The sequence below is a fragment of the Geodermatophilus ruber genome, from assembly GCF_900114385.1.
Taxonomy (GTDB): domain Bacteria; phylum Actinomycetota; class Actinomycetes; order Mycobacteriales; family Geodermatophilaceae; genus Geodermatophilus; species Geodermatophilus ruber.
Genome location: NZ_FOSW01000012.1, coordinates 68521 through 93304 on the forward strand (window position 1 = coordinate 68521; position 24784 = coordinate 93304).

Genomic DNA, 24784 nt, shown 5'->3' on the forward strand with positions numbered 1-24784 from the left:
GCGGGGGCCGCACCCCCGTGGGCGGCGGCCCCCGCGAGCCGGTGGACCCGCGTCAGTCGACCAGGGCGACCGCCCGGGTCGGCCCGCCGTGGGCGCCACGCACCTTGAGCGGGAAGCCGACGAACGTGAAGCGCGTGTCGACCACCTGGTCGAGGTTGGCCAGGTTCTCGTAGTGGGTGATGTGCTCCCGCCGGCACATCATGTGCACCGGGTAGGACTTGCTGGCCGGGTTGTCCGGCGTGGGGCTGTCCACCCCGAAGGTCTTGACGCCGCGCTGGACGATCCACTCGGCCGCCGACGCCCCGAGGCCGGCGAAGTCGGTCAGGTACCGCGGGTCCCCGACGTACTTGTTCCAGGTCGCGGTGTGGAACAGCACGATGTCGCCCGGCCGCACCTCGACCGACGACTCGGCCTCGACGCGGTCGAGGTCCTCGGCGGTGATGTCGGTCTGCGGGACGAACGCGGTCACGTCCAGGCAGACCGCCGGGCCGTAGAAGAGGTCGAGGGACATCTGGTCGATCGTCTCGGCCCCCGGCGTGGGGTCGAGGTGGGAGAACGAGTCGACGTGGGTGGGCCCGTTGTCGTTGAGCATGAAACCGGTGGTCTGGAAGGAGAAGCCGCCCTCGAAGCGGGGCGCGGTCTCCTCGTGGGTCGCGTGCTCGAACTGGACCGTCTTCAGATGGCCCGGGTAGACCTTCATCCCCTCGTAGATGTCCTGCGACAGGTCGACGATCCGCATGCGCGCTCCTCGGTCGGTGGGACGGTCGGACAACGCATCGTCGTGGGCCCGGCGGGCCGCTCACCATGTGCGTGGGCACAGGCCCCGACGCCGGGGGCTGTGCTCCCGCTCAGCCCGGAGGAGCCCCCTCCGCCGCCCGGATGGCCGCGCGCAGCCGGTCCGGCGTCATGGGCAGCTCCGTGACCCGCACGCCGAGGGGGGCCAGCGCGTCGTTGACCGCCACGTTCAGCGCCGCCGGCGCCATCATCCGGCCGCCCTCTCCCCCGCCCTTGATCCCGTGCGGGGTGTAGGGCGAGGGCGTCTCGACGTGGTCGATCCGCAGTTCCGGCACCTCCATCGCCGAGGGGATGGTGTAGTCCAGGAAGCTGCTGGTGACCAGCTGGCCGTGGTCGTCGTAGACGAACTCCTCGTACAGCGCGGTGCCGATGCCCTGGGCGGTGCCCCCGACGATGTGACCGGCCAGCGACCTGGGGTTGACCAGCGTCCCGCAGTCGTGCACCGCGGCGTAGGCCAGGATCCGCACCTCCCCCGTGGCGACGTCCACCTCGACGACGGGCACGTGGCAGGCGTGGCCCATGAAGGGGTAGAAGACGCCGAGGTCGGAGCGGTCGGCCGAGGGCATCGTCGTCCACGGGTGGTCGAAGACCTTGCTCTCCTCGAGGCCGCTCTCGATGTCCTCCGGGAACGTGTGCTTGAACAGGTGAAGCGCGATCGCGATGTCCCCGAGGCTCTTCCGCCGGTCGGGCACGCCCCGGACCTGGAAGCCACCCTCGGTCCACTCCAGGTCGTCGGGGTCGACCTCCAGCAGCTCCGAGGCGGCCCGGCGGGCCTTGGCCTTGATCTTCGCGCTGGCCCCTTCCACCGCGCCGGCGAGCATCACGGTGGTGCGGGAGCCCCCCGGCCCGGTCGCCGGCAGCCCGCCCTGGCTGCCGTGGTAGACGATCGACACGTCGTGCGGCTCGCAGTCGAACTCCTCGGCCACCAGCTGCGCCACCATCGTCTCGGGGCTGTTGCCCCAGAAGGCGCACGAGTACAGCGTCGCGGTGATCCCGCCGGTGGCGTCCACGTTGAGCGTGACCGACTCGGGCATCGACGTCACCGGGGCGCCGGGCTCGTCGAACCAGAACCAGAACTCCGTGGCGGAGAAGACGCTGCGCTCCTGGGCGGTGATCAGCCCGATCCCGAGGTAGCGCCCCTCCTCCCGCGCGCGGGCCTGCTCGGCCCGCCAGCGGTCGTACTCGCCCAGCTCCAGTGCCCGCTCCAGGACCGCCTCGTAGTCGCCGGAGTCGTAGGCGTTCCCGGTGGGGATGAAGTACGGGAACTGGGCCGGCTGGATGAAGTTGCGCCGCCGGATCTCCACCGGGTCCATGCGCAGCTCGCGGGCGGCCTTGTCCACCATCTGCTCGAGCATCCAGTTGTTGACCTCGGAGCCGAAGCCGCGGTAGGCGCCCTGCTGGTTCTTGTTGGTCAGCGCCGCCCGCACCCGGTACCGGACGCTGCCGATCGTGTACGGGCCGGTGACCTGCGCGAGGGCGTTGCCGTGGTGACCGACGCCGAACTGGATGTAGGCGCCGTAGTCGTCGATGGTGTCGATCCGCAGCCCGCGCAGCGTGCCGTCGCGCATCACCGCAAGCTCGACGTCGTACACCCGGTCGCTGCCGTGGTGGTCGCAGTTGGAGATGTTGTCGACGCGGTCCTCGAGGAAGACGACCGGCCGGCCGACGATCCGGGAGCACATCCCGGCGATCACCAGTGGCTTGGTGACGAACAGCTTGGAGCCGAAGCTCCCCCCGGCGGGCACCTGGCGGATGTCGAGCTTGTTGGCCGGGATCCGCAGGGTGGCCGCCGCCATGAACAGGTAGCTGGTGAACGACAGCGAGTTGGTGTGCGCGGTCAGCTGCCCGGTGCTGGGGTCGAAGTCGGCGATGGCGCCGACGGTCTCCAGCGGCTGCCCGCCGGAGCGGTGCCACCGCAGCCGGTCGCGGACGACCAGGTCGGCCTCGGCGAAGTCGGCGTCGACGTCCCCGAAGTCGAACGTCCGGTCGTAGGCGAGGTTGGCGCCCAGCGCCTCGTGCACCAACGGGGCGCCGGCGTCCAGCGCCCGGACGGGGTCGACCACGGCGGGCAGCGGGTCGTACTCCACCTCGATGAGCGCCAGCGCGTCCTCGGCGAGGTAACGGTCGTCGGCGACGACGACCACCACGCCCTCCCCCACGTACCGCACCTTGTCCACCGCCAGGCAGCGCCAGGTGTGCTTGGCCGGGTCCGGGCCGAAGTCCGGCAGCGGGTCGGTGAGCTCGGCCGCCTGCGCGCCGGTGACGACGGCGTACACCCCGGGCATGGCCTCCGCGGCGGTCGTGTCGATCGAGACGATCCGGGCGTGCGGGTACGGGCTGCGCAGGACGGCGGCATGCAGCATGCCGGGCCGGACGAGGTCGGCGATGTAGCCGCCGCGGCCGCGCAGGAACTTGGGATCCTCGACCCGGCGGATGGACTGGCCCACCCACCGGCGGGGCCCGTGGGTGCGGGCCGGCGGGACGTCGCGGCGCTCGATGATGGTCATGCCTTCGCCTCCGTCGGCACCGTCGCCGCGGTCCCGGCCGTCGGGTCCCACTGCTGCCCGCCGCGCAGGCGGGGGGCAGCGGCCAGGACGGCCTCCACGATGTACTGGTAGCCGGTGCAGCGGCACAGGTTGCTGGCGATCTCCTCCCGCACCTGTTCGGGGGTGGGATCGGGTTCCTGCTCGAGGATCTCCACGGCCCGCATGAGCATCCCGGGGGTGCAGTAGCCGCACTGCAGCCCCTGCTTGTCCCAGAACTCCTCCTGCAGCGGGTGCAGGTCCGGGCCGGAGGCCAGGCTCTCCACCGTGCGGACCGAACGGCCGTCGACCTGCACCGCCAGCGTGCTGCAGGAACGGATGCTGGCCCCGTCGAGGAGCACGGTGCACGTCCCGCAGACCCCGTGCTCACAGCCGATGTGCGTGCCGGGCAGCCCCAGGTCCTCCCGCAGGACGTCGACCAGCAGCCGGCGCGGCTCGACCGCCAGCGTGTGCTCGCGTCCGTTCACCGTCAGCGTGATCTCGTGCAGGTCCCTCATGCCGGGTCACCTCCGATCCAGGGCGCGTGCGAGGGCGCCCTCGATGCCCCGGCGCAGGCACGCCCGGGCGATGTCGATGCGGGTCTCGGCACCGGCGTGCAGGTCGCCGGCCGGGGCGAGCCCTGCGGTCCCGGCGTCGACGGCGGCCTCGATGGCCGCGGCACCGGGGGCACGTCCGACGAGGGCCTCCTCGGCGGCGGTCAGCCGCAGCGGTGTCGGGCCCATCCCGCTGACCGCCACGGCCGCCCGGGTCACCTCGCCGCCGGCGAGCGCCACGAGCGCCGCCACCCCGACGATCGCGAAGTTGCCGTGCGTGCGGGCGAACTCCACGAAGGCGTGCCCGCCGGGGAACGGGGGGAAGCGGACCTCGGTGAGGATCTCGTCGGGCTCCAGCGCCGTGGTGAACGGGCCCAGGAAGAACTCCGCCGCGGGGATGCGGCGCGCGCCGCCCGGGCCCGTGGCGACCATCTCGGCGTCGGCGGCGAGGGCGACGGCGGGCAGCTCGGCGGCGGGGTCGGCGTGCGCGATGCTGCCGACGACGGTGCCGCTGTGCCGGATGGGCGGGTGCGCCACGTGGCCCAGCGCCTCGGCCAGCAGGGGGGCGGCCAGCGCGACGTCCGGGCTGCGCTCGGCCGTGGACTGCCGGACCATGGCGCCGATCACCAGGACGTCGTCCTCGAGCCGCAGGGTGTCCAGCCCGGTCACCCGCCGCAGATCGATCAGGTGCCCCGGCTGGGCCAGCCGGAAGTTCATCAGCGGGACCAGGCTCTGCCCGCCGGCGAGCACCCGCGGGTCGTCGTCCGCGTGCTCGACGAGGAGCGCCACGGCGTCGGACACGGTGGTGGGTGCCGAGTAGCGGAAGGGCGGCGGCTTCACGGCGGCCTCCTCGATGCGGGCGGACTCCCCGGGACGTGCGGTGATCCTGCCCGGCGCGGAATCCGGCGGCCATGTGCGCGCCGCCAGAATGCGCACCGGTCCTTGGGGGCGCCGCACAAGACGAGCGGCGGCACCGCGCGGGCCGCGTTCCGCGGGCCCACGGCACGCTTCCGGCGTCGTACGGTCTGGCGCCATGACGACCGCCGACGCGCTGCGGCAGCGCTCCGCGGCCCAGGCGGTGGCCCAGGCGATGGCGGCCGCGGCCACCACCTGGCTGGACGGGCTCGACCCCGACCAGCTCGCTCTCGCCCGGTGGCCGGGCCCCGACGAGGACGCCGACAGCGAGGCGGAGCGGCTGCGTTGGTACTACACCCCCACCGACCACGGCGGGTTGCCGTTGAACCGGCAGCGACCGGCGCAGCAGTCGCTGGCGATGCAGCTGGTCGCCACCGGCCTGTCCACGGCCGGATACGTCACCGTGTGCACGGTGATGGGCCTGGAGAACGTCCTCGACCACGTGGAGGGCTTCACGGTCGACTGGGGCCGCGAGCGCGGCCGGGACCCGGGGCTGTACTACCTGCGGGTCTTCGGTCGGCCCGGGGGGCCGCAGCCGTGGGGATGGCGGTTCGGCGGGCACCACGTCTCGCTGAACCACCTCGTCGTGGACGGGCGGGTGCGGTCGGTGACGCCGTGCTTCATCGGCGCCGACCCGGCCGCTGCTCCGCTCCTGGGGCCGGCGATCCTGCGCCCGCTGGGGACGGCCGAGGACCTCGCGCGGGAGCTGGTCCGATCCCTGCCGCCGCCGCTGCGGGCGCGCGCCGTGCTGCTGGACCGGGCCCCGTCGGACATCGTCGGCGGGAACCGTTCCCGGCTCACCGACGGCGACGAGATGCTCGGTCTCCCGGAGATCTGGCGGGGCCGGTTCACCGATCCGCGGCTGCTCGACCGGGTGACCGGCATGGAGCGGCGCGCCCGGGAGGCCACGGGCTACGCGCCCGCCGACCACCGCCGCCTCGCCCTGACCGCGCAGCCGCAGGGGCTACCCGCCGCCGAGCTGGACGGCGAGCAGCGCGAGCTGCTGCGCACGCTGCTGGGCGTCTACCTGGGGCGGGTGCCCGACGGGCTCGCGCCCCAGGTAGACCTGGACGAGGTGCACCTGGCGTGGGCCGGCCCCACCGAGCCGGGGCAGCCGCACTACTACCGGCTGCAGGCCCCGCGGCTGCTCGCCGAGTGGGACAACACCCAGCGCGGGGCCAACCACGCGCACTCGGTCTGGCGGGACCCGCAGGCCGACTTCGGCGTGGACGCGCTGGCCGCGCACCGGGCGGCCCACCACGCCGGCTGACCGGCTCCCCGGCCGCCCGGTCAGCCGCCGGCGAGCGCGGCGAGCCGGTCGCCGACCTCGGTGGTGCGGATCGGCGCCTTCGGGTCGCGGGTGGACAGGTCGAAGGCGACCGCGGCGTTGACCTTCCGCGCCTGCTCGGTCCGGCCCAGGTGCTCCAGCAGCAGCCCCACCGACAGCACGGTGGCGGTCGGGTCGGCCTTGCCCTGCCCGGCGATGTCGGGCGCCGAGCCGTGCACCGGCTCGAACATGCTCGGGTGGGTGCCCGAGGCGTCGAGGTTGCCGCTGGCGGCCAGCCCGATGCCACCGGTGACCGCGGCCGCGACGTCGGTGATGATGTCGCCGAAGAGGTTGTCGGTGACGATCACGTCGTAGCGACCCGGGTCGGTGATGAAGAACATCGAGGCCGCGTCGACGTGCTGGTAGGCGACGGTGACCTCCGGGAACTCGGCGGAGACCTCCTCCACCGTCCGTGACCACAGCGACCCGGCGTGGGTGAGCACGTTGGTCTTGTGGATCAGCGTCAGGTGCCGGCGCGGCCGGGCGACGGCGCGCTCGAAGGCGTAGCGCACGACCCGCTCGACACCGAAGGCGGTGTTGAGGCTGACCTCGGTGGCCACCTCCTGCGGGGTGTCCCGCCGGATCACGCCGCCGTTGCCCACGTAGGGCCCCTCGGTGCCCTCGCGGATGCAGAGCATGTCGATCGGGCCCGGGTCGGCCAGCGGGCTCTGCACCCCGTCGAACAGCTTGGCCGGGCGCAGGTTGACGTGGTGGTCGAGCTCGAAGCGCAGCTTGAGCAGCAGGCCCCGCTCGAGGATGCCGCTGGGCACGCTCGGGTCGCCGATCGCGCCCAGCAGGATCGCGTCGTGCTGGCGCAGCTCGTCGAGGACCGTCTCGGGGAGCAGCTCGCCGGTCCGCAGCCAGCGGGAGGCCCCCAGGTCGTAGGGGGTGCTCTCCACGTCGGGAGCCACCGCGGTGAGGACCTTGAGGCCCTCGGCCACCACCTCGGGGCCGATGCCGTCTCCAGAGATCACTGCCAGGCGCATGACGACGACCCTAGGTCAGCGCGGGGTGAGGTCTGCCGAGCGGGCCTCGCGCGCACCGATGCGGCCGGCGATGTCGCCGAGCAGCTCCGCGGGGACCGGGCTGTCCACCGTCACGGCCATCAGCGCCTCGCCGCCGCGGTTGGTGCGGCTGACCTGCGCACCGGCGATGTTGATGCCGGCCTCGCCCAGCGCCGCGCCCACGGTGCCCACGACACCCGGCCGGTCGGTGTAGACGAAGAACAGCAGGTAGCCCGACAGGTCCAGGTCCATGTCGAAGCCGCTGAGCTCGACCAGCTTGGGCACCTGGTTCTTGCCGAACAGCGTGCCGGAGACGGCGATCTCGGTCCCGTCGGCCATGGCGCCGCGCACGCTGATGAGGTTGCGGTAATCGGGGCTCTCGACGTCGCTGCCCATCGCCACCGCGAGGCCGCGCTGCTCGGCGAACAGCGGCGCGTTGACGTAGGTGACCTGCTCCTCGACGACGTCGGAGAAGACGCCCTTGAGCACGGCCAGCTGGACGACGGAGACGTCGAACTCGGCGATCTTGCCGCGCACGTCGACGGTGACCGACTGGGCCAGCCCGCCGGCGACCGCGGTGAAGACCCGGCCCAGCTTCTCGGCCAGCGGCAGGCCCGGCCGGACGTCCTCGGCGACGACACCGCCGGCCTGCACGTTCACCGCGTCGGGCACGAACTCGCCCTGCAGCGCCAGCCGTACCGAGTGCGCCACCGCGGTGCCGGCCTTGTCCTGCGCCTCGGTCGTGGAGGCGCCCAGGTGCGGCGTGACCACGGCGTTCGGCAGCTCGAACAGCGGGCTGTCGGTGCACGGCTCCTTGGCGTAGACGTCGATCCCGGCCGCGCCGACCTGACCGGACTTCAGCGCGTCGGCCAGGGCCGCCTCGTCGACCAGCCCGCCGCGGGCGGCGTTGACGATGATGACCCCGCGCTTGGTGGTGGCCAGCTCCGCGGCGCCGATGAGCCCGAGGGTCTCCGGCGTCTTGGGCAGGTGGATGGTGATGAAGTCCGACTCCCGGAGCAGCTCCTCCAGGGAGACCATCCGGACGCCGAGCTGCGCGGCGCGGCCCGGCTGGATGTAGGGGTCGTAGGCGATCAGCGTGACGCCGAAGGCGGCCAGCCGCTGCGCGACCAGCTGACCGATCCGGCCCAGCCCGACGACGCCGACGACCTTGTCGGTGACCTCGACGCCGCTGAACTTCGAGCGCTTCCAGGTGCCCTCGCGCAGTGAGGCGTCGGCGGCGGGGATGTGCCGGGCGGCGGCCAGCAGCAGCGCCACGGCGTGCTCGGCGGCGCTGACGATGTTCGACGTCGGCGCGTTGACCACCATGACGCCGCGCTCGGTGGCGGCGGCGACGTCGACGTTGTCCAGCCCGATCCCGGCCCGCGCCACCACCTTGAGTTGCGGGGCCGCGGCCAGCGCCTCGGCGTCGATCTGCGTGGCGCTGCGGATCATCACCGCGGAGGCGTCGGCCAGCGCCGGGAGGAGGGCGGAACGGTCGGCGCCGTCCACGTGGCGGATCTCGACGTCGCTCCCCAGCACCTCCAGCACGCTGGGAGCGAGTTCTTCGGCGATCAGGACGACGGGCGCGCTCGTGGTCACGGGATGACAGCCTAGGGAACGGCTCCGCACCCCTGACCCGTCAGCCCCTGTCCGCACCCACCGTCCCGCCCCGGTAGCGCGGCGACACCCCCCGCCGGAGGGGTGGCTGTGCTTGCCCGCGTCCGGCGCGGTCGACATCCTGGCCGCGCAGAGTCGGCGACAGCCGGCGCCGACGGAGGAGAACATGAGTACCCACGACAACGACCACGGGGCGGGCGCGGGCCCGGAGTACGGCCAGCCCCACGGGGCGCCGCAGCCGTCCTACGGTCAGCAGTACGGCCAGCAGCCCTACGGGCAGCAGTATCAGCCCTCCCCCTACGGGCAGGGGCAGCAGTACGGCCAGCAGCCCGGCTACCCCCAGCAGTACGGCCAGCAGCCCGGGTACGGCCCCTACGGCCAGTCGGCCGTGCCGGCCAAGCCCGGCGGGGTGGTCACCGCTGCGGTCCTCGGTTTCGTCTTCGGCGCCATCGGCGTGATCGTCACCCTCTTCTCGATCATCGCCGGGGCCGCGGTGGGCGGTAGCGCCACCGACATCGACGACATCCCCGGCCTGGAGGGCCTCGCCGGTGCGATCGGCGGGGTCCTGCTGGTGTTCGGGCTGATCACCCTGGCCTGGACCGTCGTCACGATCTGGGGCTCGGTGTGGGCCCTCACCGGCCGCAGCCGGGTGATGCTCCTGGTGGGTGGATCCATCGCTCTGGCCGTCACCCTCTTCGGCCTGATCGGCAACCTGTCCGAGGCCGACGTCAACGGCGCCGGCGGCGTCGTCACCAGCCTGCTGTTCTTCCTCGCCGCGCTGGCGATCGTCGTGCTGCTGTCGATGAAGCCGGCGGCGAACTTCTTCGCCGCGCACCGCGCCCGCCGCGGCCGCTGACCGATGTCCGGGGCCGGTGACGCACCGCAGGGCGCACCCGGTGCGGAGCGGCGCCCGCCGCAGGTGCTCGCCGCGGCGGTCCTCGGCTTCCTCGAGGCCGTCCTGCTGCTCCTCGCGTCGCTGGCCTACTTCACCTTCAGCTCGATCGTCGGCTTCCTGGCGGTGTTCGGCGTGCTCTTCCTGGCGCTCGCCGTGGGCTGCGTCTGGGGCGGCGTCCGGGCGCTGCAGGGGCGGGACGGCCGCGTCCTGCTCATCGCGGCAGGGATCGCCGCCGGGCTCGCGCTGCTGGCCGTCGTCATGGCCGTGGCCGGCGGCGCGGGGCTGGACGCCTTCTCGCTGCTGACCCTGCTGCTGGGTGCGGCGACCGTGCTGCTGCTGTCCCGGCCGGCCGCCCGGCGGTGGTTCGCCGCCCGCGGCCCCCGGTAGCACCTGCACGAACGACGGAGGGCCCCCGCTGCCACGTGGCAGCGGGGGCCCTCCGCACGTCAGGACCCGTCCCGGGCCGGCCCCGTCCAGAGGCTCGCCGCGCGCCTGCGAGCGGTGCGGAGGACGGGGTCCTTCGTCAGTTCCGCGCGGCGGTGCCGGTGTAGTCGTCGGAGGCCGACACCCAGCTCATGAGGCCGCGCAGCTTGCGCCCGGTCTCCTCGATCGGGTGCGCCTCGGCCTCGGCGCGGCGGCGCTGGAAGTCCGGCGCCCCGGCGTCCTGGTCGGCGATGAAGGCCGCGGCCCAGGAGCCGTCCTTGATCGCCCCGAGGACCTCCTTCATCGACTGCTTGACGCGCTCGTCGATGACCTTCGGGCCGGAGGTGTAGTCGCCGTACTCGGCGGTGTCGGACACCGACCAGCGCTGCTTGGCGATGCCGCCCTCGTACATGAGGTCGACGATCAGCTTCAGCTCGTGCAGGCACTCGAAGTAGGCGACCTCGGGCTGGTAACCGGCCTCGGTGAGGGTCTCGAACCCGGCGGTGATCAGCGCGCTGGCGCCACCGCAGAGCACGGCCTGCTCGCCGAACAGGTCGGTCTCGGTCTCCTCGGCGAACGTGGTCTTGATGACGCCGGCCCGGCTGCCGCCGATCGCCTTCGCGTAGGACAGCGCCAGGGGCAGCGCCTGGCCGCTCGCGTCCTGCTCGACGGCCACGAGGCAGGGCACACCCTTGCCGTTCTCGAACTCGCGGCGCACCAGGTGGCCGGGGCCCTTGGGCGCCACCATGGCGACGTCCACGCCGGCCGGGGGCTTGATGTACCCGAACCGGATGTTGAAGCCGTGCCCGAAGAACAGCGCGTCGCCGTCCTGCAGGTTCGGCTCGACCGACTCGGCGTAGAGCGTCCGCTGCACGTGGTCCGGCGCCAGGATCATGATCAGGTCGGCCTCGGCGGCTGCCTCGGCAGGCGTGACGACCCGCAGGCCCTCGGCCTCGGCCTTGGGCCGGCTCTTCGACCCCTCGGGCAGACCGACACGGACGTCGACGCCCGAGTCGCGCAGCGAGAGCGCGTGCGCGTGCCCCTGGCTGCCGTAGCCCAGGACGGCGACGGTGCGCCCCTGGATGATCGAGAGGTCGGCGTCGTCGTCGTAGAAGATCTCGGCGGCCATGTGCGGGGTGTTCCCTTCGGTTGACTCTGCTTCAGCGCGGTGAAGCGGGTTCTTCGGTGGTGAGTTTCAGGCGGTGCGGTCGACCGGCCGCAAGGTACCGGCGCCCGACATCGACCGCGGCCCCCGGCCCAGGGCCACGGTGCCCGACTGCGCCATCTCCTTGATCCCCAGGGGGGCGAGGACGGCGAGCAGAGCCTGGAGCTTGTCCGGGGTGCCGGTGGCCTCCAGGGTCACGGTGTCGGTGTTGACGTCGATGACGTGGGCGCGGAACAGCTCGGCGGTCTGCAGCACCTGGGTCCGGTCGGCCATCGGGGCCCGGACCTTGACCAGCAGCAGCTCGCGCTGGACGGCGGCGACGGACTCCAGCTCGACGATCTTGATGACCTCGATGAGCTTGTTCAGCTGCTTGGTGATCTGCTCGAGCGGCTGGGCGTCCGCGTCGACGACGATCGTCATCCGCGACAGGTCGGGGTTCTCCGTCGGGCCGACGGCCAGGGACTCGATGTTGAAGCCGCGCCGGCTGAACAGCGCCGAGACCCGGGCGAGGACGCCGGACTTGTTCTCGACGAGGACCGACAGGGTGTGGCGGGTCATCGTGGTGAAACCTGCTTCCGATTGGTCGTCCGGCCCCGTTCCAGGGGCCCGCCGCGAGCGTGCGAGTGGTGGGGGGGAACGGGGTCCTTCATCAGACCTGTCCGTCGCCGAAGACCGGGCGGACGTCGCGCGCGGCCAGGATGTCGTCGTTGCTGGCGCCCGCGGCGACCATCGGCCACACCTGGGCGTCGGAACCGACGACGAAGTCGATGACGACCGGGGCGTCGTCGATCGCCATGGCCTTCTGGATGACGGCGTCGACGTCGTCCTTGCTCTCGCAGCGCAGACCCACGCAGCCCAGGGCCTCGGCCAGGGCGACGAAGTCGGGGATGCGCACCGGCTTGGGGCTGCCGTCCTCGTTGCGTGCGTGCAGCCGGGTGTTGGAGTAGCGGCCCTCGTAGAAGAGGGTCTGCCACTGGCGCACCATGCCGAGGTTGCCGTTGTTGATGACGGCGACCTTGACCGGGATGCCCTCGATGGCGCAGGTGGCCAGCTCCTGGTTGGTCATCTGGAAGCAGCCGTCGCCGTCGATGGCCCACACGGTGGTGTCGGGGCGGCCGTACTTGGCGCCCATGGCTGCCGGCACGGCGTAGCCCATGGTGCCCAGGCCGCCGCTGTTGAGCCAGGTGCCGGGCTTCTCGTACTTGATGAACTGCGCGGCCCACATCTGGTGCTGGCCGACGCCGGCGGCGTAGATCGCGTCCGGCCCGGCGAGGGCGCCCAGCCGCTCGATGACGTACTGCGGGGACAGCGCGCCGTCCTCGGGCCAGTCGTAGCCCAGCGGGTAGGTCTGCCGCCACGAGTCCAGCTGGGTCCACCAGGCCGTGAGGTCGGGCGTGCGGCCGGCCTCGTGCTCGGCGCGCACGGCGGCGACCAGCTCGGCGATCGTCTCCCGCGCATCGCCGACGATCGGCACGTCGGCCTTGCGGTTCTTGCCGATCTCGGCCGGGTCGATGTCGGCGTGGACGACCAGCGCCTCGGGCGCGAACGACGACAGCTGGCCGGTGACCCGGTCGTCGAAGCGCGCACCCAGGGCCACCAGGAGGTCGGCCTTCTGCAGCGCGGTCACCGCGGCGACCGTGCCGTGCATGCCGGGCATGCCCAGGTGCTGCGGGTCGCTGTCGGGGAACGCCCCGCGCGCCATCAGGGTGGTGACCACCGGGGCACCGGTGAGCGCGGCCAGCTCGGCCAGCTCCGCGGTCGCCTGCGCCTTGAGGACGCCGCCGCCGACGTAGAGGACCGGCCGGCGGGCAGCGGCGATCAGCGCCGCCGCCTCGCGGACCTGCTTGCCGTGCGGGCGGGTGGTCGGCTTGTAGCCGGGCAGGTCCAGCCGCGGCGGCCAGGTGAAGTCGGTGGTCGCCTGCAGGACGTCCTTGGGGATGTCGACCAGGACCGGGCCCGGGCGGCCGGTGGCGGCCAGGTGGAACGCCTCGGCGATCCGCTGCGGGATCTCGCGGGCGTCGGTGACCAGGAAGTTGTGCTTGGTGATCGGCATCGTGATGCCGCGGATGTCGGCCTCCTGGAAGGCGTCGGTACCGATCGCGCCGCTGGGCACCTGGCCGGTGATCGCGACGACCGGGACCGAGTCCATGTGCGCGTCGGCCAGCGGCGTCACCAGGTTGGTCGCGCCCGGCCCCGAGGTGGCCATGCAGACGCCGACCCGGCCGGTGGCCTGCGCGTACCCGGTGGCCGCGTGCCCGGCGCCCTGCTCGTGCCGGACCAGCACGTGCCGCACCTTGGAGTCGAACAGCGGGTCGTAGGCCGGGAGGATCGCGCCGCCCGGGATGCCGAACACCACGTCCACCCCGACGGCCTCGAGCGAGCGCACGAGGCTCTGCGCCCCGGTGATGCCGCTGATCGGCTCGTGGGCCGCGTTCTCGAGCGAGCGGGCCGCGGTCTCGACACCGGTCAGCGCAGCGGCGGCCTCTCGGGTGGCGGACTCTCCGGGGGCGGAGCTGTTCATGTCGGCGTTCTCCTGGCAGGGCCCCGGTCTGGGGCCGTCGGTCGGGGGCCGGGCGGTGTGGGCACCGGTGGCTGCGGGCGCGGACGGGGCCGCCTGCCGGTGGCTCAGGAGGCCCGTCAAACAAAAACCCCTCGTGCCACAGGCACAGAGGGGTGAGCGCGTCGGTCGGGAGACCGGCGCGCTAGGCGATTACGAGAAGCAGACAGGCCGGACGCACGCGCCCACTGTGCGCCTCCGGTGGCGCGCCGTCAACTATGCCGTCCCATCCAGTGGACGCCACGGACCTCAGAAGTGGGACGGAACACCATCGAGCACGCCCGGCCGGAAGCCGGCCAGCAGCAGCGGCAGCCGGTCTGCCGGCACCGGGCGGCCCAGCAGGAAACCCTGCAGGTAGCCGCAGCCGATCCGGCGCAGGGCCGCCAGTTGGCCCGGGGTCTCCACCCCCTCGGCCACGACGTCCATGCCCAGCGTGCGGCCGAGCTGCACCACGCTGGCCACGAGCGCGGCCGCACGCGGGTCGTCGTCGATGTGGGCGACGAAGGCGCGGTCCATCTTCAGCACGCGGACCGGCAGCCGGGCCAGCCTGGCCAGGCTCGAGTAGCCCTTGCCGAAGTCGTCCAGTGCGACCCCGCACCCCATCGCCCGCAGGGTGTCGAGGTCGTTCTCCATCCCGTCCCCGGCGCCCATGAGCACCGACTCGGTGATCTCGAGGATCAGTCGGTGCGGGGCCGTGCCGGACTCGGCCAGCGCGCGGGCTACGTCGGTCGCCAGGCAACCGGCCTGCAGGTGGCGGATCGAGATGTTGACGCCGAGCCGCAGGTCGTGACCCTCGGCGAGCAGAGGTGCCAGCGCGGTGGTCGCGACCCGCAGCACCCAGCGCTGCAGCGGCACGACCAGGCCGTCGTCCTCGGCGAGTCCGATGAACTCGTCCGGAGGCACGTCGCCGAACTCCGGGTGGTGCCAGCGCACGAGGGCCTCCAGCCCCACGATGCGGTGCTCCTGCACGCCCACCACCGGCTGGAACACCAGCGACAGCCCACCGCCGGCGATGGCCGCGGGGAGGTCGCCGGCCAGCCGGGCACGCCGGTCGACCGCCCGGTCCAGCGCCTCACCGGAGGAACGGACGCAGTTCTTGCCGGCGGCCTTCGCCGCCCGCAGCGCCAGGTCGGCCCGGCGCACCGCCTCGGCAGGGGTACAGCCCGGTCGCAGCTCCGCCACACCGACGCTTCCCGACACCGCGAAGACCGGGCCGCCCCGGGATTCGCCGTCGGGCGCGAACGGACGGTGGTCGTGGTCGAGGACCGCCACCAGCCGCTCGGCCAGGGCGGTGGCCTCTGCGCGTCCGGCGCGGACGAGGACGGCGAACTCGTCCCCGCCGAGGCGTGCGACGACGTCGCCCTCCCGGGCCGCCGTGCGCAGTTCCCCGGCGACCTCGCAGAGCAGCCGGTCCCCCGCGTCGTGGCCGGCGACGTCGTTGACCGCCTTGAAGCCGTCGAGGTCGACGAGCAGGAGGCAGCCGGGCTCGCTCCCGGCCCGTACCTCGGCGAGGGCGTTCATGAAGCGGGCGCGGTTGGGCAGCCCGGTGAGGAAGTCGGTGTAGGCCAGCCGCTCGAGCTCCCGCTGGGTGACACTGCGGTCGCTGACGTCGCGGAGGTGCAGGACCAGCCCGTCCCCGCTGCCGGCCCCCGGCGCCCCGACCCGGGCGGCACCGGACACCTCGACGTCGCGCCAGCCGCCCTCGCGGGTGCGCAGCCGCACCGTCGCGGGCAGCCCGTCCGCGACCGAGCCGTCCCGGACGGCGGTCCGGACGCGGTCGACGAGGTCCCGGTCGGCCGGGTCGAGCAGGCCGGTGAGCGTCCGCCCGGAGAGCTCCGGCTCCGCCCACCCGAGCTGGGACCGCACCGCCCCCGACAGCCAGCCGATCCGCCCATCGGCGTCCAGGACGACGGTGACGGCGTCACCGCTGTCCACCAGCGCCCGGAAGTAGCCCTCCGTCCGCCGCAGTCGCAGGGTCAGCCGACGGCCGTCGACGCCCCACAGCGCGGTGCGGGCAGCGGTGAGGACCAGCAGGGTCGCCGCCCCGACACCCTCGACCGGGGAGAGCGGGTACCCGGCGGCGGCGACGACGGTGAGGCCCAGCAGGACGGCGAAGGCGGCGGTGTGAGCCAGGACCACCCCGCGCAGCGGCAGCGTCCTCTTGTCCCGCTCGGGCACAGGCGGCCGCTCGGGGGCGGCCGCGACGGCGCACACGCCCGCGGCGAGCATGACGAACCAGGCCTGCCCGTGCAGCAGCAAGGCGACCGCGCCGCCGAGCGCGCCGCTGATCGCCACGACCGCTGCAGCGGTGAAGCAGGCCAGCAGCCAGGTCGCTGCGCGCCGTCGGGCGTCGTCCACCGCCGTGACGGTGATGAGCCCCACACCGCAGAGCAGCGCACCCGCCGCCGGATAGCCGGCCGAGACCAGCCCGTCGGCCCCGCCCGGGACGCCGGGCAGGACGTCGTCGAGCAGCACGCGGCCGATCACACCGACCCCGACGGTCACCACGGCGCCGTCCAGCAGCACCCGCGAGCCGACCCGCCGCCGGGCACGGGGCGGCAGCAGGAACACCGCGGCGGCGATCGCCACCGGGATGGACAGGACCATCGGCAGGTCGGCGGCGCCGCCGCGGCCGAGGTCGCGCCCGGTGTCGCCGAACCAGGCGATGACCTGGCCGACGGCGAGCAGTGCCGGGACGAGGGCCAGGACGTGCCACGTCCGCCCCGTGCGCCCGGGCAGCCGGGACGCGGATCGCTGCGCGACGACCGCGGTCGCTGCCGCGCCGACGGCCAGGCAGGCCGGCACCAGGTGGGCGGCCTGCGGGTGCGCCGTCACCTCCAGGGTGGCCGTGCACGCCGCCAGCAGGGCGAGCAATCCGAGGACCGCGGCTCGGGCTGCCCTGGCCGGCCCGCCGTCCGGATGGGCCTGCCCTGGGGGCATCAGCGGGTGCCGACCAGGCCGGGCCACAGCACCCCGGCGCCGTCGGCCAGCAGCGCCCCCAGCTCCTCCTGCCGCATCGGGCGGGCCAGCAGGAAACCCTGCGCGAATCCGCAGCCCAGGGTGCGCAGCGCGCCGAGCTGCGCCGGCGTCTCGACGCCCTCGGCGACCACGTCGAGCCCGAGGGTGCGCCCGATGGTGACGACGGACTCGCAGAGCGCGCGGGTCTTGGGGTCACGGTCGACGCGTGTGACGAAGGACTCGTCGAGCTTGAGGATGTCGATCGGCAGCCGGGTCAGGTGGGCCAGCGAGAAGTGCCCGGTGCCGAAGTCGTCGAGCGCCACGTGCACGCCCATGAGCCGCAGCGCCTCGAAGTCGACGGCCACGTACTCGCCGTCGGCCAGCACGGTCGCCTCGGTGATCTCCAGGACCAGCCGCTCGGGGGCCAGTCCGGTGGAGCGCAGCACCGCGGCGACGTCCCCGACGAGGGTGCGGGCGGCCACGTGGGAGGCGGAGATGTTCACGCCCAGGCGCAGCGGGACACCGTTGGTGCTCGGCAGGGCCACGGCGGCCTCCGCCGCCCGCTCCAGCGCCCAGCGCTGCAGCTCGCCGATGACCCCGGCGCGCTCGGCGATGGGCACGAACTCCGCGGGCGGCACGTCGCCGAGCTCGGGGTGCCGCCAGCGCAGCAGCGCCTCGACGCCGGTGACCCGCTGCTCCTCCAGGGAGACGATCGGCTGGAACAGCACCGCCAGCTCGCCGCGGGCCACGGCGTAGGGCAGGTCGTCGCGCAGCCGGGCGCGGCGGACGGCGGCGTTGCCGAGGGCCGGCCGGTACTGCTGGGAGGTGCCCGGGCCGGAGCGCTCGGCCGCCCGGACGGCGAGCTCGGCGCGGGCCAGCAGCTCGTTGACGGTCAGCCCGGCCTCGAGGTCGACGACGCCGACGCTCGCGGTCAGGTCGAAGATCCCGGCTCCGGTGGCCAGGGGCTGCTCGATGGCGGACAGGCAGCGGTCGGCGAGCAGGCCGGCGGTGTGCCCGGCGCTCTCGGCCAGGACGGCGAACGCGCCGCCGCCGAGCCGGGCGACCGCCTCCGACCCGCGCACCGTGGCCCGCAGCCGCCGGCCGAGCTCGACCAGCACGGTGTTCATCACGTCCCGGCCGGCGTGCTCACGCACCTCGTCGAGGCCGTCGAGCTCGACGAGCAGCAGGCTCCGGCCCGGCGCCCCGCGCTCGGCCGGGGCGGCCAGCGCCTCCTCCACCCGGCGCGCCAGGCCGGCCCAGTTGGGCAGGCCGGTGAGGGGATCGGTGAACGCCAGCTGCTCCAGGACGCGCTCCCGCGCCAGCCGGGCGGTGACGTCGCGGCAGTGCAGCACCACCGCGCCGACGTCCGCGTCGCGGCGCAGGTCGGAGACGCTGGCCTCCAGGTGCCGCCAGGTGCCGTCGGCGTGCCGCAGCCGCAGCCGCAGCAGACCGGCGGACGGGTCGCCGTCGGGCCCGGGCTGCAGCGCCCCGGCCACGGGCAGGGCGTCGTCGGGGTGGACCAGCTCGATCAGGTGGCGGCCGGGGACGGCGTCGGCGGTGTCCCCCAGCGCGGCGGCCAGCGTCGCCCCGGCCCAGGTGACCCGGAGGTCGCCGTCGAGGATCAGCACCGCGTCGCCGCTGGAGCGCACCATCGATCGGAAGTAGGCCTCGCTGCGCCGCAGGCGGGCACCCAGGTGCTGCTCCCCGCGGGCGGTGACCCACCGGTGCACAGCGGCGAGCACGGCGCACAGGAGGAGGCCGGCGAGCAGGACCGGGCTGGGCCGGCCGGCGACGAGCGCGGCGACCGCCGCTCCCAGGAGGGCCACGACCATCGCGAGGTGCGGCAGCAGCTGGCCGAGCTGGGTGGAGCGGCCGCTGTCCGGGCGGGGCCGGGCACCGTCGTCCTCGCAGGGACCGGGGTCGAGCAGGACGGCCGCCCCGAACAGGACCAGCCCGGCCACGATCATGAAGCGACTGAGGTCGGTGACGCCGACCGCGCCGGAGAGCAGCGCGGAGGTGGCCAGCGCGCGGCCGGTGGTGAGCAGGATGGCGCCCGCGAGCAGCACCAGGGCCATCCGCTGCCGGTGGCTCTCGATGACCCCCAGGACGACCAGCGCGGCAGTCATGGTGGCCGAGGTGACGACGACGGCAGCGCCGAGGATGAGCACCTCGCCGGGGGCGAGGTCCAGCCAGCTGCGGTGCGGGCCGAGCACGAGCAGCTGGACCACGAGCAGGCAGGCGGTGCCGAACAGGGCCAGCTCGACGGCGGCACGGGCACCGCGGAGCAGCCTGGTCCGGTCGACGAGGGTCAGGATGCCGGCGACGGCGATCACGTAGGCGGGGACGGTGGGCAGCCAGCGGAGCACCACCAGCTGCATCGGGTCGGTGATGCCCACCACGGTCGACGCGGTGAACCCGATGACCGGCAGCAGCGGGCCGATGGCGAACAGCCGCCACCCGCGCAGTCCGGACTGCCGGGACCGTCCGGCGCACCAGATCACGACGGCGGTGACCACGCCGAGTGCGGCGACCGCGACGTCGCCGACGACCCGGGCACCCGTTCCGGCGGAGACCGCGCAGGCGGCGCCGACCGGCACGGCGCTCCCGAGGAGCCACCACCTGACCCTGTCCACACCAGGGAACTCGGCAGGCGGCGGCGCCCACGACAGCGGACCGGGCCGGCGGTCACCCCTTGGGGGGAGCCCCGCCCCCGGTCCTGACCTGGGCGTTCAGGCCGGGACCGGGAGCCGGGGCGGAGGGCTCAGCCGCAGATCGCGCCCTGCGCCGCGGAGCCGACCAGCTTGGCGTACTTGCCGAGCACGCCGGTGGTGTAGCGCGGCGGCAGCGGCGTCCACGCCGCCCGCCGGCGGGCCAGCTCGTGCTCGTCGACCAGCAGGTCGAGGGTGCGGGTGGTGAGGTCCAGCCGGATCCGGTCGCCGTCCTGCACCAGCGCGATCGGCCCGCCGTCGGTGGCCTCGGGGGCGACGTGGCCGACGCACAGGCCCGTCGTCCCGCCGGAGAACCGGCCGTCGGTGAGCAGCAGGACGTCCTTGCCCAGGCCGGCGCCCTTGATCGCGCCGGTGACGGCGAGCATCTCGCGCATGCCGGGGCCGCCCTTGGGGCCCTCGTAGCGGATGACGACGACGTCACCGGGCTGCAGGGTGCCCTCGGTGACGGCGTCCATGGCGCCCTGCTCGCCGTCGAAGACGCGGGCGGTGCCCTCGAAGACCTCGGCGTCGAAGCCGGCGGACTTGACCACCGCGCCGTCCGGGGAGAGCGAGCCGCGCAGGATGGTCAGGCCGCCGGTCTTGTGGATCGGGTCGACCATCGCGTGGATGATCGCGCCGTCGGGGTCCGGCGGGGCGATCTCGGCGAGGTTCTCGGCCATCGTCCTGCCGGTCACGGTGAGCGTGTCGCCGTGCAGCAGGCCGGCGTCGAGCAGGGCGCGCAGCACGACCGGGACGCCGCCGATGCGGTCGATGTCGGTCATCACGAACCGGCCGAAGGGCTTGACGTCGGCCAGGTGCGGCGTGCGGTCGCCGATCCGGTTGAAGTCGTCGAGGGTCAGGTCGACCTGCGCCTCGTGCGCGATCGCCAGCAGGTGCAGGACGGCGTTGGTGGAGCCACCGAGCGCCATGACGACGGTGATCGCGTTCTCGAACGCCTTCTTCGTCATGATCTGGCGGGCGGTGATGCCCTGGCGGAGCAGGTTGACGACGGCCTCGCCGGAGGCCACCGCGAAGGCGTCGCGCCGGCTGTCGGGCGCGGGTGGGGCGGCGCTGCCGGGCAGGGCCATCCCGAGCGCCTCGGCGACGCTGGCCATGGTGTTGGCGGTGTACATGCCACCGCAGGAGCCCATCCCGGGGCAGGCGGCCTTCTCGATCTCGGTCAGCTCGTCGCGGGTGATCCGCCCGGCCGCGCAGGCGCCGACGCCCTCGAAGACGTCGATCAGCGTGAGGTCCCGGTCACCGAGCTTCCCCGGCAGGGTGGAGCCCGAGTACAGGAAGACGCTGGCCAGGTCGAGGCGCGCGGCGGCCATCAGCATCCCGGGCAGGGACTTGTCGCAGCCGGCCAGCAGCACCGAGCCGTCGAGCCGCTCGGCGAACATGACGGTCTCGACCGAGTCGGCGATGACCTCGCGGGAGACCAGCGAGGCGCGCATGCCCTCGTGGCCCATCGAGATGCCGTCGGAGACCGAGATCGTGCCGAACTCCAGCGGGTAGCCGCCGGCGGCGTGCACGCCCTCCTTGGCCCGCTTGGCCAGCCGGTCCAGGGACAGGTTGCAGGGGGTGATCTCGTTCCACGACGAGGCGACGCCGATCTGCGGCTTGTCCCAGTCGTCGTCGCCCATGCCGACGGCGCGCAGCATCGCGCGGGCGGGAGCCCGGGTGATCCCGTCGGTCACCTCACGGCTGCGGGGCTTGATGTCGGCGGTGGCTGCGCGCGGTTCCTCGACGGTCGTCACTCGTTCTCCTCGTTGGCGCTCGTCGGCCTCGCGCCGCCTCGTCGTGCTCTGTTCCGGCGTGAGCTCGCACGCTCACATCCGGCGATGGTAGGCGGCCCGCGACCGGCTGCCGAGACACCGCTGATACTGGTACCAGCACCACTACCGAGCCGGAGGAGGCCCCGTGTCGGCTGCCCTGCGCCGCGAGCTGGCCGACTTCCTGCTCTCCCGCCGCCGCCAGGTGGACCCCGCGACGGTCGGCCTGCCCCCGGGCGGCCCCCGCCGGCAGCCGGGCCTGCGGCGGGAGGAGGTCGCGCTGCTCTCGGGCGTCAGCCACACCTGGTACACGTGGCTCGAGCAGGGGCGAGACATCCGCCCCTCGCGCCGGGTGGTCGACGCCCTGGCCCGGACGCTGCGCATGTCGGCCGCCGAGCACGAGTACGTGCTGCGGCTGACCGGGCACGGCGTGCCCTTCCCCGCCACGCCGGGGCCGGAGCTGCCGACGCACGTGCAGCGGCTGCTCGACGCCCTGGTGCCCTCCCCCGCGTACGCCATCACCGCGAGCTGGTCGATCGTCGGCTGGAACCGGGCCTACGGGCGGCTCTACCCCGGGGTCGCCGAGGTGGCGCCCGCGGACCGGAACCTGCTGTGGCTGGTCTTCACCGACCCGGCGGTGCGGGCGCTGCTCGGCGACTGGTCCGCCGACAGCCGCCGGTTCCTCACCCAGTTCCGCGCCGACGTCGGCGCGCGCCTGCAGGACCCGGAGGTGGTCGACCTGCTGGCGCGGCTGGAGGCGGCCAGCGAGCACTTCCGGACCGGCTGGGCCAGCCACGACGTGGACCGCTTCACCTCCGGCGAGCGCCGCTTCGAGCACCCGCAGGTGGGCACGCTGCTGCTCGAGCACCACCAGCTGACCCCGGCCGACGCCCCCGGCCTGCAACTGGTGGTCTACACCGCGGCCGAGGGCAGCGACGCCGCGGCCAAGCTGGTCCGGCTGACCGCGTGAGCGCCGCCCGCGCCGGCGGCTGGGAGGATGTGTGAACGTGGTCGTCACTGCGCGGATGCGGATGAGCCGAACGGCCCTGCTCCCCGTCGTCCTGCTGTTCGTGTGCTTCGTGCCGCTGGCCTTCGCCGCGTCCTGGACGCCGGTGGTGCTGCTGGTGCCCCTGCTCGCCGCGTTCTGGGTGCTGCGGGTCGGCGTCGACGTGGCCGACGACGGCGTCACCGTCCGGTCGCTGCTCGGCTCCCGCCGGGTCGCGTGGGCCGACGTCGCGGGCATCCGCGTCGGCCGGCGCGCGGACCTGTGGCTGGTGACCACCGGCGGGACGGAGGTGCGCCTGCCGGTGCTGCGACCGCGGGACCTGCCCCGGCTGGCCGCCCTCTCCGGGGGCCGGTTCGCGGTGCCCGAACCGCCGCGGTGAGGTCAGTACGCGTCGACCACGTTCACCAGCGGCTGCCCGGCCAGCACCCGGGACAGCTGGTCGGTGACCGCGGCTGCCGCCCGGTCGTCGGTCCCCGGCACCGCCCCGGCCACGTGCGGCGTGAGCAGCAGCCCGGGCGCTGACCACAGCGGGTGTCCGGCCGGCAGGGGCTCGGGGTCGGTGACGTCCAGGGCGGCCCGCAGCCGGCCGCGGCGCAGCTCGGCGAGCAGCGCGTCGGTGTCGACGACGACGCCGCGGCTGGCGTTGACCAGCAGCGCGCCGTCGGCCATCGCCGCGAGGAAGGGCGCGTCGACCAGGCCGGTGGTGGCCGGGGTGACCGGCACGACGACCACCACGACGTCGGCGGCGGGCAGCAGCTGCGGCAGGTCGGAGACGGGGCGCACGCCGTCGCGGGCGGTGCGGGCGACGTAGGTGAGCTCCACGTCGAAGCCGGCCAGCATCCGGCCGATCGCGCGGCCGATGTCCCCCGCCCCGACGACGAGCACCCGCGCGCCGACGAGCGAGCCGAAGGTCCGCTGCGTCCACCGCTGCGCGGCCTGCTCCTGCAGGAAGAACGGGAGACCGCGCTGGGCGGCGAGCGTGGCGGCCACCACCCACTCCGCCGTCGACGGGGTGTGCGCGCCGCGGGCGTTGCACAGGACCACCCCGTCGGGCAGCCGGTTGACGAACCGCTCGGCACCCGCGCTGACCAGCTGGACCAGCCGCAGGCGGGGCAGCGCCTGCAGCAGGCCGGGGTCGGCCCCGCTGCCGGCCCGGGGCACCCACACCTGCGCCCGGGCGGCCGCACCGGTCGGCGGGCCGTCGGCCGGGGCGATGCGGTGGGCCCGGACGCGGGAGGAGAGCGCCTCGACGGCGGTCGCGAGCGCCCGGGACGGCACGAGGACGTGCAGGGTCTCGTCGGAGCCGACGATGTCGGAGCCGGTGATCGCAGGGGGCACGGGCTCTGACCCTAGGCCCCTCGCCGCCCGGCGCACGTACTGTTCTCGGGGTGAGCCGGCAGCACGCCAGACGGGCGTCGCGGGGAGCCGCCGCCGTGATGCTGGCCGCCGTCGTGGCCGGGTGCGGCAGCGGCGGCTACGAGCCGGCCGGGCCGTTCCGCCCGCGGCCGGAGGGGCCGCCGCCGCAGGTCGGGCCGCCTTCGGACTCCACGCCGGCGCCCGCCCCCGGCGACCCCGCCGACCCGAACTCCGGCGAGGAGGCCGGCGACCCGAACGTCGTCGCCTCGCACCTCACCGTGCCCACCGGCCTGGTGATCCTGCCCGACGGCACCGCCATCGTCGGGGAGCGGGAGACCGGCCGCCTGCTGCAGGTCTTCCCCGACCGCTCCCCCGCCCGCGAGCTCATGACCGTGGCCGGCATCGACACCGCCGGGGACGGCGGACTGCTCGGCCTGGCCCTGTCCCCCACCTACGACGAGGACGGCCTGCTCTACGCCTACCTCTCCACCGCGACGGACAACCGGGTGGTGCGTTTCCCGCTCGGCGGCACCCCGAACCCCGTGCTGACCGGCATCCCCCGCGGCGAGGTGCACAACGGCGGCGGCCTGCTCTTCGGCCTGGACGGCACCCTCTACGTGGGCACCGGCGACACCGGCAACCCGGCGCTGGCGCAGGACCCGGCCTCCCTGGCGGGCAAGGTGCTGCACGTCGACGTCTTCGGCCAACCGGTCGGCGAGGGGACGGTGCACAGCCGCGGGCACAGCGATGTGACCGCGCTGTGCCTGGGCGGTGACGAGACCCTGTTCGCCACCGACGACTCGGCCACGGGGGCCGACGAGCTCAACGCGGTGCTGCCCGGCAGCGACCACGGCTGGCCGGCGCGGGGTGGCGACAGCGTCGACGCGGTGGTCGAGGTGCCCGCGGCCGAGGGCGGCCTGGGCGGGTGCGCCGTCTCGGGCCGGACGGTGTACCTCGGCGCCCTCGACGGGCAGCGGGTGTACGCCGTCGAGCTCCACAGCTCCGGCGCCGCGGCCGGGGACCCCACCGCGTTCCTCGGCGATCGGTACGGCCGGCTGCGCACCGTCGTCCTGGACGCCGAGGGCGCCCTGTGGATCACCACGTCGAACCGGGACGGCATCGGCACGCCGGCCGAGGACGACGACAAGGTGCTGCGGATCCTGCCGCCGGGCGGATCGGCGGAGTCCCCGCTGTGACCCCGTCGGCCTAC

19 protein-coding genes are annotated in these 24784 nt (G+C 74.3%); 6 read left to right on the plus strand and 13 right to left on the minus strand.

Annotation, left to right across the window (positions count from 1 at the left end):
• Window positions 1–52: 52 nt before the first annotated feature.
• The 4 genes from BMZ50_RS17780 to BMZ50_RS17795 form a co-directional block, all read right to left on the minus strand.
• Window positions 53–739, minus strand: a complete 687-nt coding sequence (locus BMZ50_RS17780; protein ID WP_091327432.1) for a cyclase family protein — start codon at window positions 737–739, stop codon at window positions 53–55.
• 109 nt (window positions 740–848) lie between these two features.
• Window positions 849–3302, minus strand: a complete 2454-nt coding sequence (locus BMZ50_RS17785) for a xanthine dehydrogenase family protein molybdopterin-binding subunit (protein ID WP_091327435.1) — start codon at window positions 3300–3302, stop codon at window positions 849–851.
• Entirely contained in the window at window positions 3299–3835 is a 537-nt protein-coding gene (locus tag BMZ50_RS17790; protein ID WP_177212865.1) for a (2Fe-2S)-binding protein, read from the minus strand. Before BMZ50_RS17790 ends, BMZ50_RS17785 begins: the two co-directional genes overlap by 4 nt.
• 6 nt (window positions 3836–3841) lie before the next feature.
• Window positions 3842–4711 (minus strand): FAD binding domain-containing protein, encoded by an 870-nt coding sequence (locus BMZ50_RS17795; RefSeq protein ID WP_091327439.1) that lies wholly within the window; start codon window positions 4709–4711, stop codon window positions 3842–3844.
• A 193-nt stretch (window positions 4712–4904) separates the two neighbouring features.
• Between BMZ50_RS17795 and BMZ50_RS17800 the strand changes: the two genes are divergently transcribed.
• A complete protein-coding gene (locus tag BMZ50_RS17800) occupies window positions 4905–6056 on the plus strand; it encodes a DUF3500 domain-containing protein (protein ID WP_091327444.1) in 1152 nt (383 codons plus the stop codon).
• A gap of 20 nt (window positions 6057–6076) precedes the next feature.
• On the opposite strand, the gene BMZ50_RS17805 is transcribed toward BMZ50_RS17800, so the two are convergent.
• Together BMZ50_RS17805 and serA are read right to left on the minus strand one after the other, a co-directional pair.
• On the minus strand, window positions 6077–7099 hold the full coding sequence (locus BMZ50_RS17805; protein ID WP_091327447.1) for a 3-isopropylmalate dehydrogenase: 1023 nt from the start codon (window positions 7097–7099) through the stop codon (window positions 6077–6079).
• A gap of 15 nt (window positions 7100–7114) precedes the next feature.
• The gene (gene serA / locus BMZ50_RS17810; protein WP_091327450.1) at window positions 7115–8716 is read right to left on the minus strand and encodes a phosphoglycerate dehydrogenase; all 1602 of its coding nucleotides are present in this window, start codon (window positions 8714–8716) and stop codon (window positions 7115–7117) included.
• A 184-nt stretch (window positions 8717–8900) separates the two neighbouring features.
• Between serA and BMZ50_RS24340 the strand changes: the two genes are divergently transcribed.
• Both BMZ50_RS24340 and BMZ50_RS17820 read left to right on the plus strand, forming a co-directional pair.
• A complete protein-coding gene (locus tag BMZ50_RS24340) occupies window positions 8901–9590 on the plus strand; it encodes a hypothetical protein (protein ID WP_177212866.1) in 690 nt (229 codons plus the stop codon).
• A 3-nt stretch (window positions 9591–9593) separates the two neighbouring features.
• Window positions 9594–10016: a hypothetical protein gene (locus tag BMZ50_RS17820; RefSeq protein WP_143087215.1), complete on the plus strand. Its 423-nt coding sequence runs from the start codon at window positions 9594–9596 to the stop codon at window positions 10014–10016.
• 136 nt (window positions 10017–10152) lie between these two features.
• On the opposite strand, the gene ilvC is transcribed toward BMZ50_RS17820, so the two are convergent.
• The 6 genes from ilvC to ilvD all read right to left on the minus strand — a co-directional run bounded on the left by ilvC (window position 10153) and on the right by ilvD (window position 21197).
• A complete protein-coding gene (gene ilvC / locus BMZ50_RS17825; RefSeq protein WP_091327457.1) occupies window positions 10153–11181 on the minus strand; it encodes a ketol-acid reductoisomerase in 1029 nt (342 codons plus the stop codon).
• Window positions 11182–11247: 66 nt separating this feature from the next.
• The gene (ilvN, locus tag BMZ50_RS17830) at window positions 11248–11775 is read right to left on the minus strand and encodes an acetolactate synthase small subunit (RefSeq protein ID WP_091327459.1); all 528 of its coding nucleotides are present in this window, start codon (window positions 11773–11775) and stop codon (window positions 11248–11250) included.
• A 91-nt stretch (window positions 11776–11866) separates the two neighbouring features.
• On the minus strand, window positions 11867–13738 hold the full coding sequence (locus BMZ50_RS17835) for an acetolactate synthase large subunit (protein WP_091327462.1): 1872 nt from the start codon (window positions 13736–13738) through the stop codon (window positions 11867–11869).
• Window positions 13739–14023: 285 nt separating this feature from the next.
• Window positions 14024–16714 carry a putative bifunctional diguanylate cyclase/phosphodiesterase gene (locus BMZ50_RS17840; protein ID WP_143087216.1) on the minus strand — a complete coding sequence of 897 codons (2691 nt, stop codon included), beginning with the start codon at window positions 16712–16714 and terminating at the stop codon, window positions 14024–14026.
• On the minus strand, window positions 16714–19329 hold the full coding sequence (locus BMZ50_RS17845; RefSeq protein ID WP_091327474.1) for a putative bifunctional diguanylate cyclase/phosphodiesterase: 2616 nt from the start codon (window positions 19327–19329) through the stop codon (window positions 16714–16716). Before BMZ50_RS17845 ends, BMZ50_RS17840 begins: the two co-directional genes overlap by 1 nt.
• Before the next feature lie 164 nt (window positions 19330–19493).
• On the minus strand, window positions 19494–21197 hold the full coding sequence (ilvD, locus tag BMZ50_RS17850) for a dihydroxy-acid dehydratase (RefSeq protein WP_091327481.1): 1704 nt from the start codon (window positions 21195–21197) through the stop codon (window positions 19494–19496).
• A gap of 163 nt (window positions 21198–21360) precedes the next feature.
• Here ilvD and BMZ50_RS17855 point away from each other — a divergent pair, with 163 nt between their 5' ends.
• Together BMZ50_RS17855 and BMZ50_RS17860 are read left to right on the plus strand one after the other, a co-directional pair.
• Entirely contained in the window at window positions 21361–22182 is an 822-nt protein-coding gene (locus BMZ50_RS17855; protein ID WP_091327485.1) for a helix-turn-helix transcriptional regulator, read from the plus strand.
• A gap of 61 nt (window positions 22183–22243) precedes the next feature.
• Window positions 22244–22597, plus strand: a complete 354-nt coding sequence (locus BMZ50_RS17860) for a PH domain-containing protein (RefSeq protein ID WP_245753710.1) — start codon at window positions 22244–22246, stop codon at window positions 22595–22597.
• Between the two features lie 2 nt (window positions 22598–22599).
• Here the strand turns inward: BMZ50_RS17860 and BMZ50_RS17865 are convergent, their stop codons facing one another.
• Window positions 22600–23556 (minus strand): 2-hydroxyacid dehydrogenase, encoded by a 957-nt coding sequence (locus BMZ50_RS17865; protein ID WP_245753711.1) that lies wholly within the window; start codon window positions 23554–23556, stop codon window positions 22600–22602.
• A 50-nt stretch (window positions 23557–23606) separates the two neighbouring features.
• Here BMZ50_RS17865 and BMZ50_RS17870 point away from each other — a divergent pair, with 50 nt between their 5' ends.
• Window positions 23607–24770, plus strand: coding sequence for a PQQ-dependent sugar dehydrogenase (locus BMZ50_RS17870; RefSeq protein ID WP_245753712.1), 1164 nt, complete (start codon window positions 23607–23609; stop codon window positions 24768–24770).
• The last annotated feature ends 14 nt before the right edge of the window (window positions 24771–24784 follow it).

Coding starts and splice junctions, on each gene's coding strand:
- BMZ50_RS24340 (WP_177212866.1), top strand. CDS start 8,901: ATGAGTACCCACGACAACGACCACGGGGCGGGCGCGGGCCCGGAGTAC.
- ilvN (WP_091327459.1), bottom strand. CDS start 11,775: ATGACCCGCCACACCCTGTCGGTCCTCGTCGAGAACAAGTCCGGCGTC.
- BMZ50_RS17835 (WP_091327462.1), bottom strand. CDS start 13,738: ATGAACAGCTCCGCCCCCGGAGAGTCCGCCACCCGAGAGGCCGCCGCT.
- ilvC (WP_091327457.1), bottom strand. CDS start 11,181: ATGGCCGCCGAGATCTTCTACGACGACGACGCCGACCTCTCGATCATC.
- BMZ50_RS17820 (WP_143087215.1), top strand. CDS start 9,594: ATGTCCGGGGCCGGTGACGCACCGCAGGGCGCACCCGGTGCGGAGCGG.
- BMZ50_RS17805 (WP_091327447.1), bottom strand. CDS start 7,099: ATGCGCCTGGCAGTGATCTCTGGAGACGGCATCGGCCCCGAGGTGGTG.
- BMZ50_RS17780 (WP_091327432.1), bottom strand. CDS start 739: ATGCGGATCGTCGACCTGTCGCAGGACATCTACGAGGGGATGAAGGTC.
- BMZ50_RS17785 (WP_091327435.1), bottom strand. CDS start 3,302: ATGACCATCATCGAGCGCCGCGACGTCCCGCCGGCCCGCACCCACGGG.
- BMZ50_RS17840 (WP_143087216.1), bottom strand. CDS start 16,714: ATGCCCCCAGGGCAGGCCCATCCGGACGGCGGGCCGGCCAGGGCAGCC.
- BMZ50_RS17790 (WP_177212865.1), bottom strand. CDS start 3,835: ATGAGGGACCTGCACGAGATCACGCTGACGGTGAACGGACGCGAGCAC.
- BMZ50_RS17860 (WP_245753710.1), top strand. CDS start 22,244: ATGAGCCGAACGGCCCTGCTCCCCGTCGTCCTGCTGTTCGTGTGCTTC.
- BMZ50_RS17800 (WP_091327444.1), top strand. CDS start 4,905: ATGACGACCGCCGACGCGCTGCGGCAGCGCTCCGCGGCCCAGGCGGTG.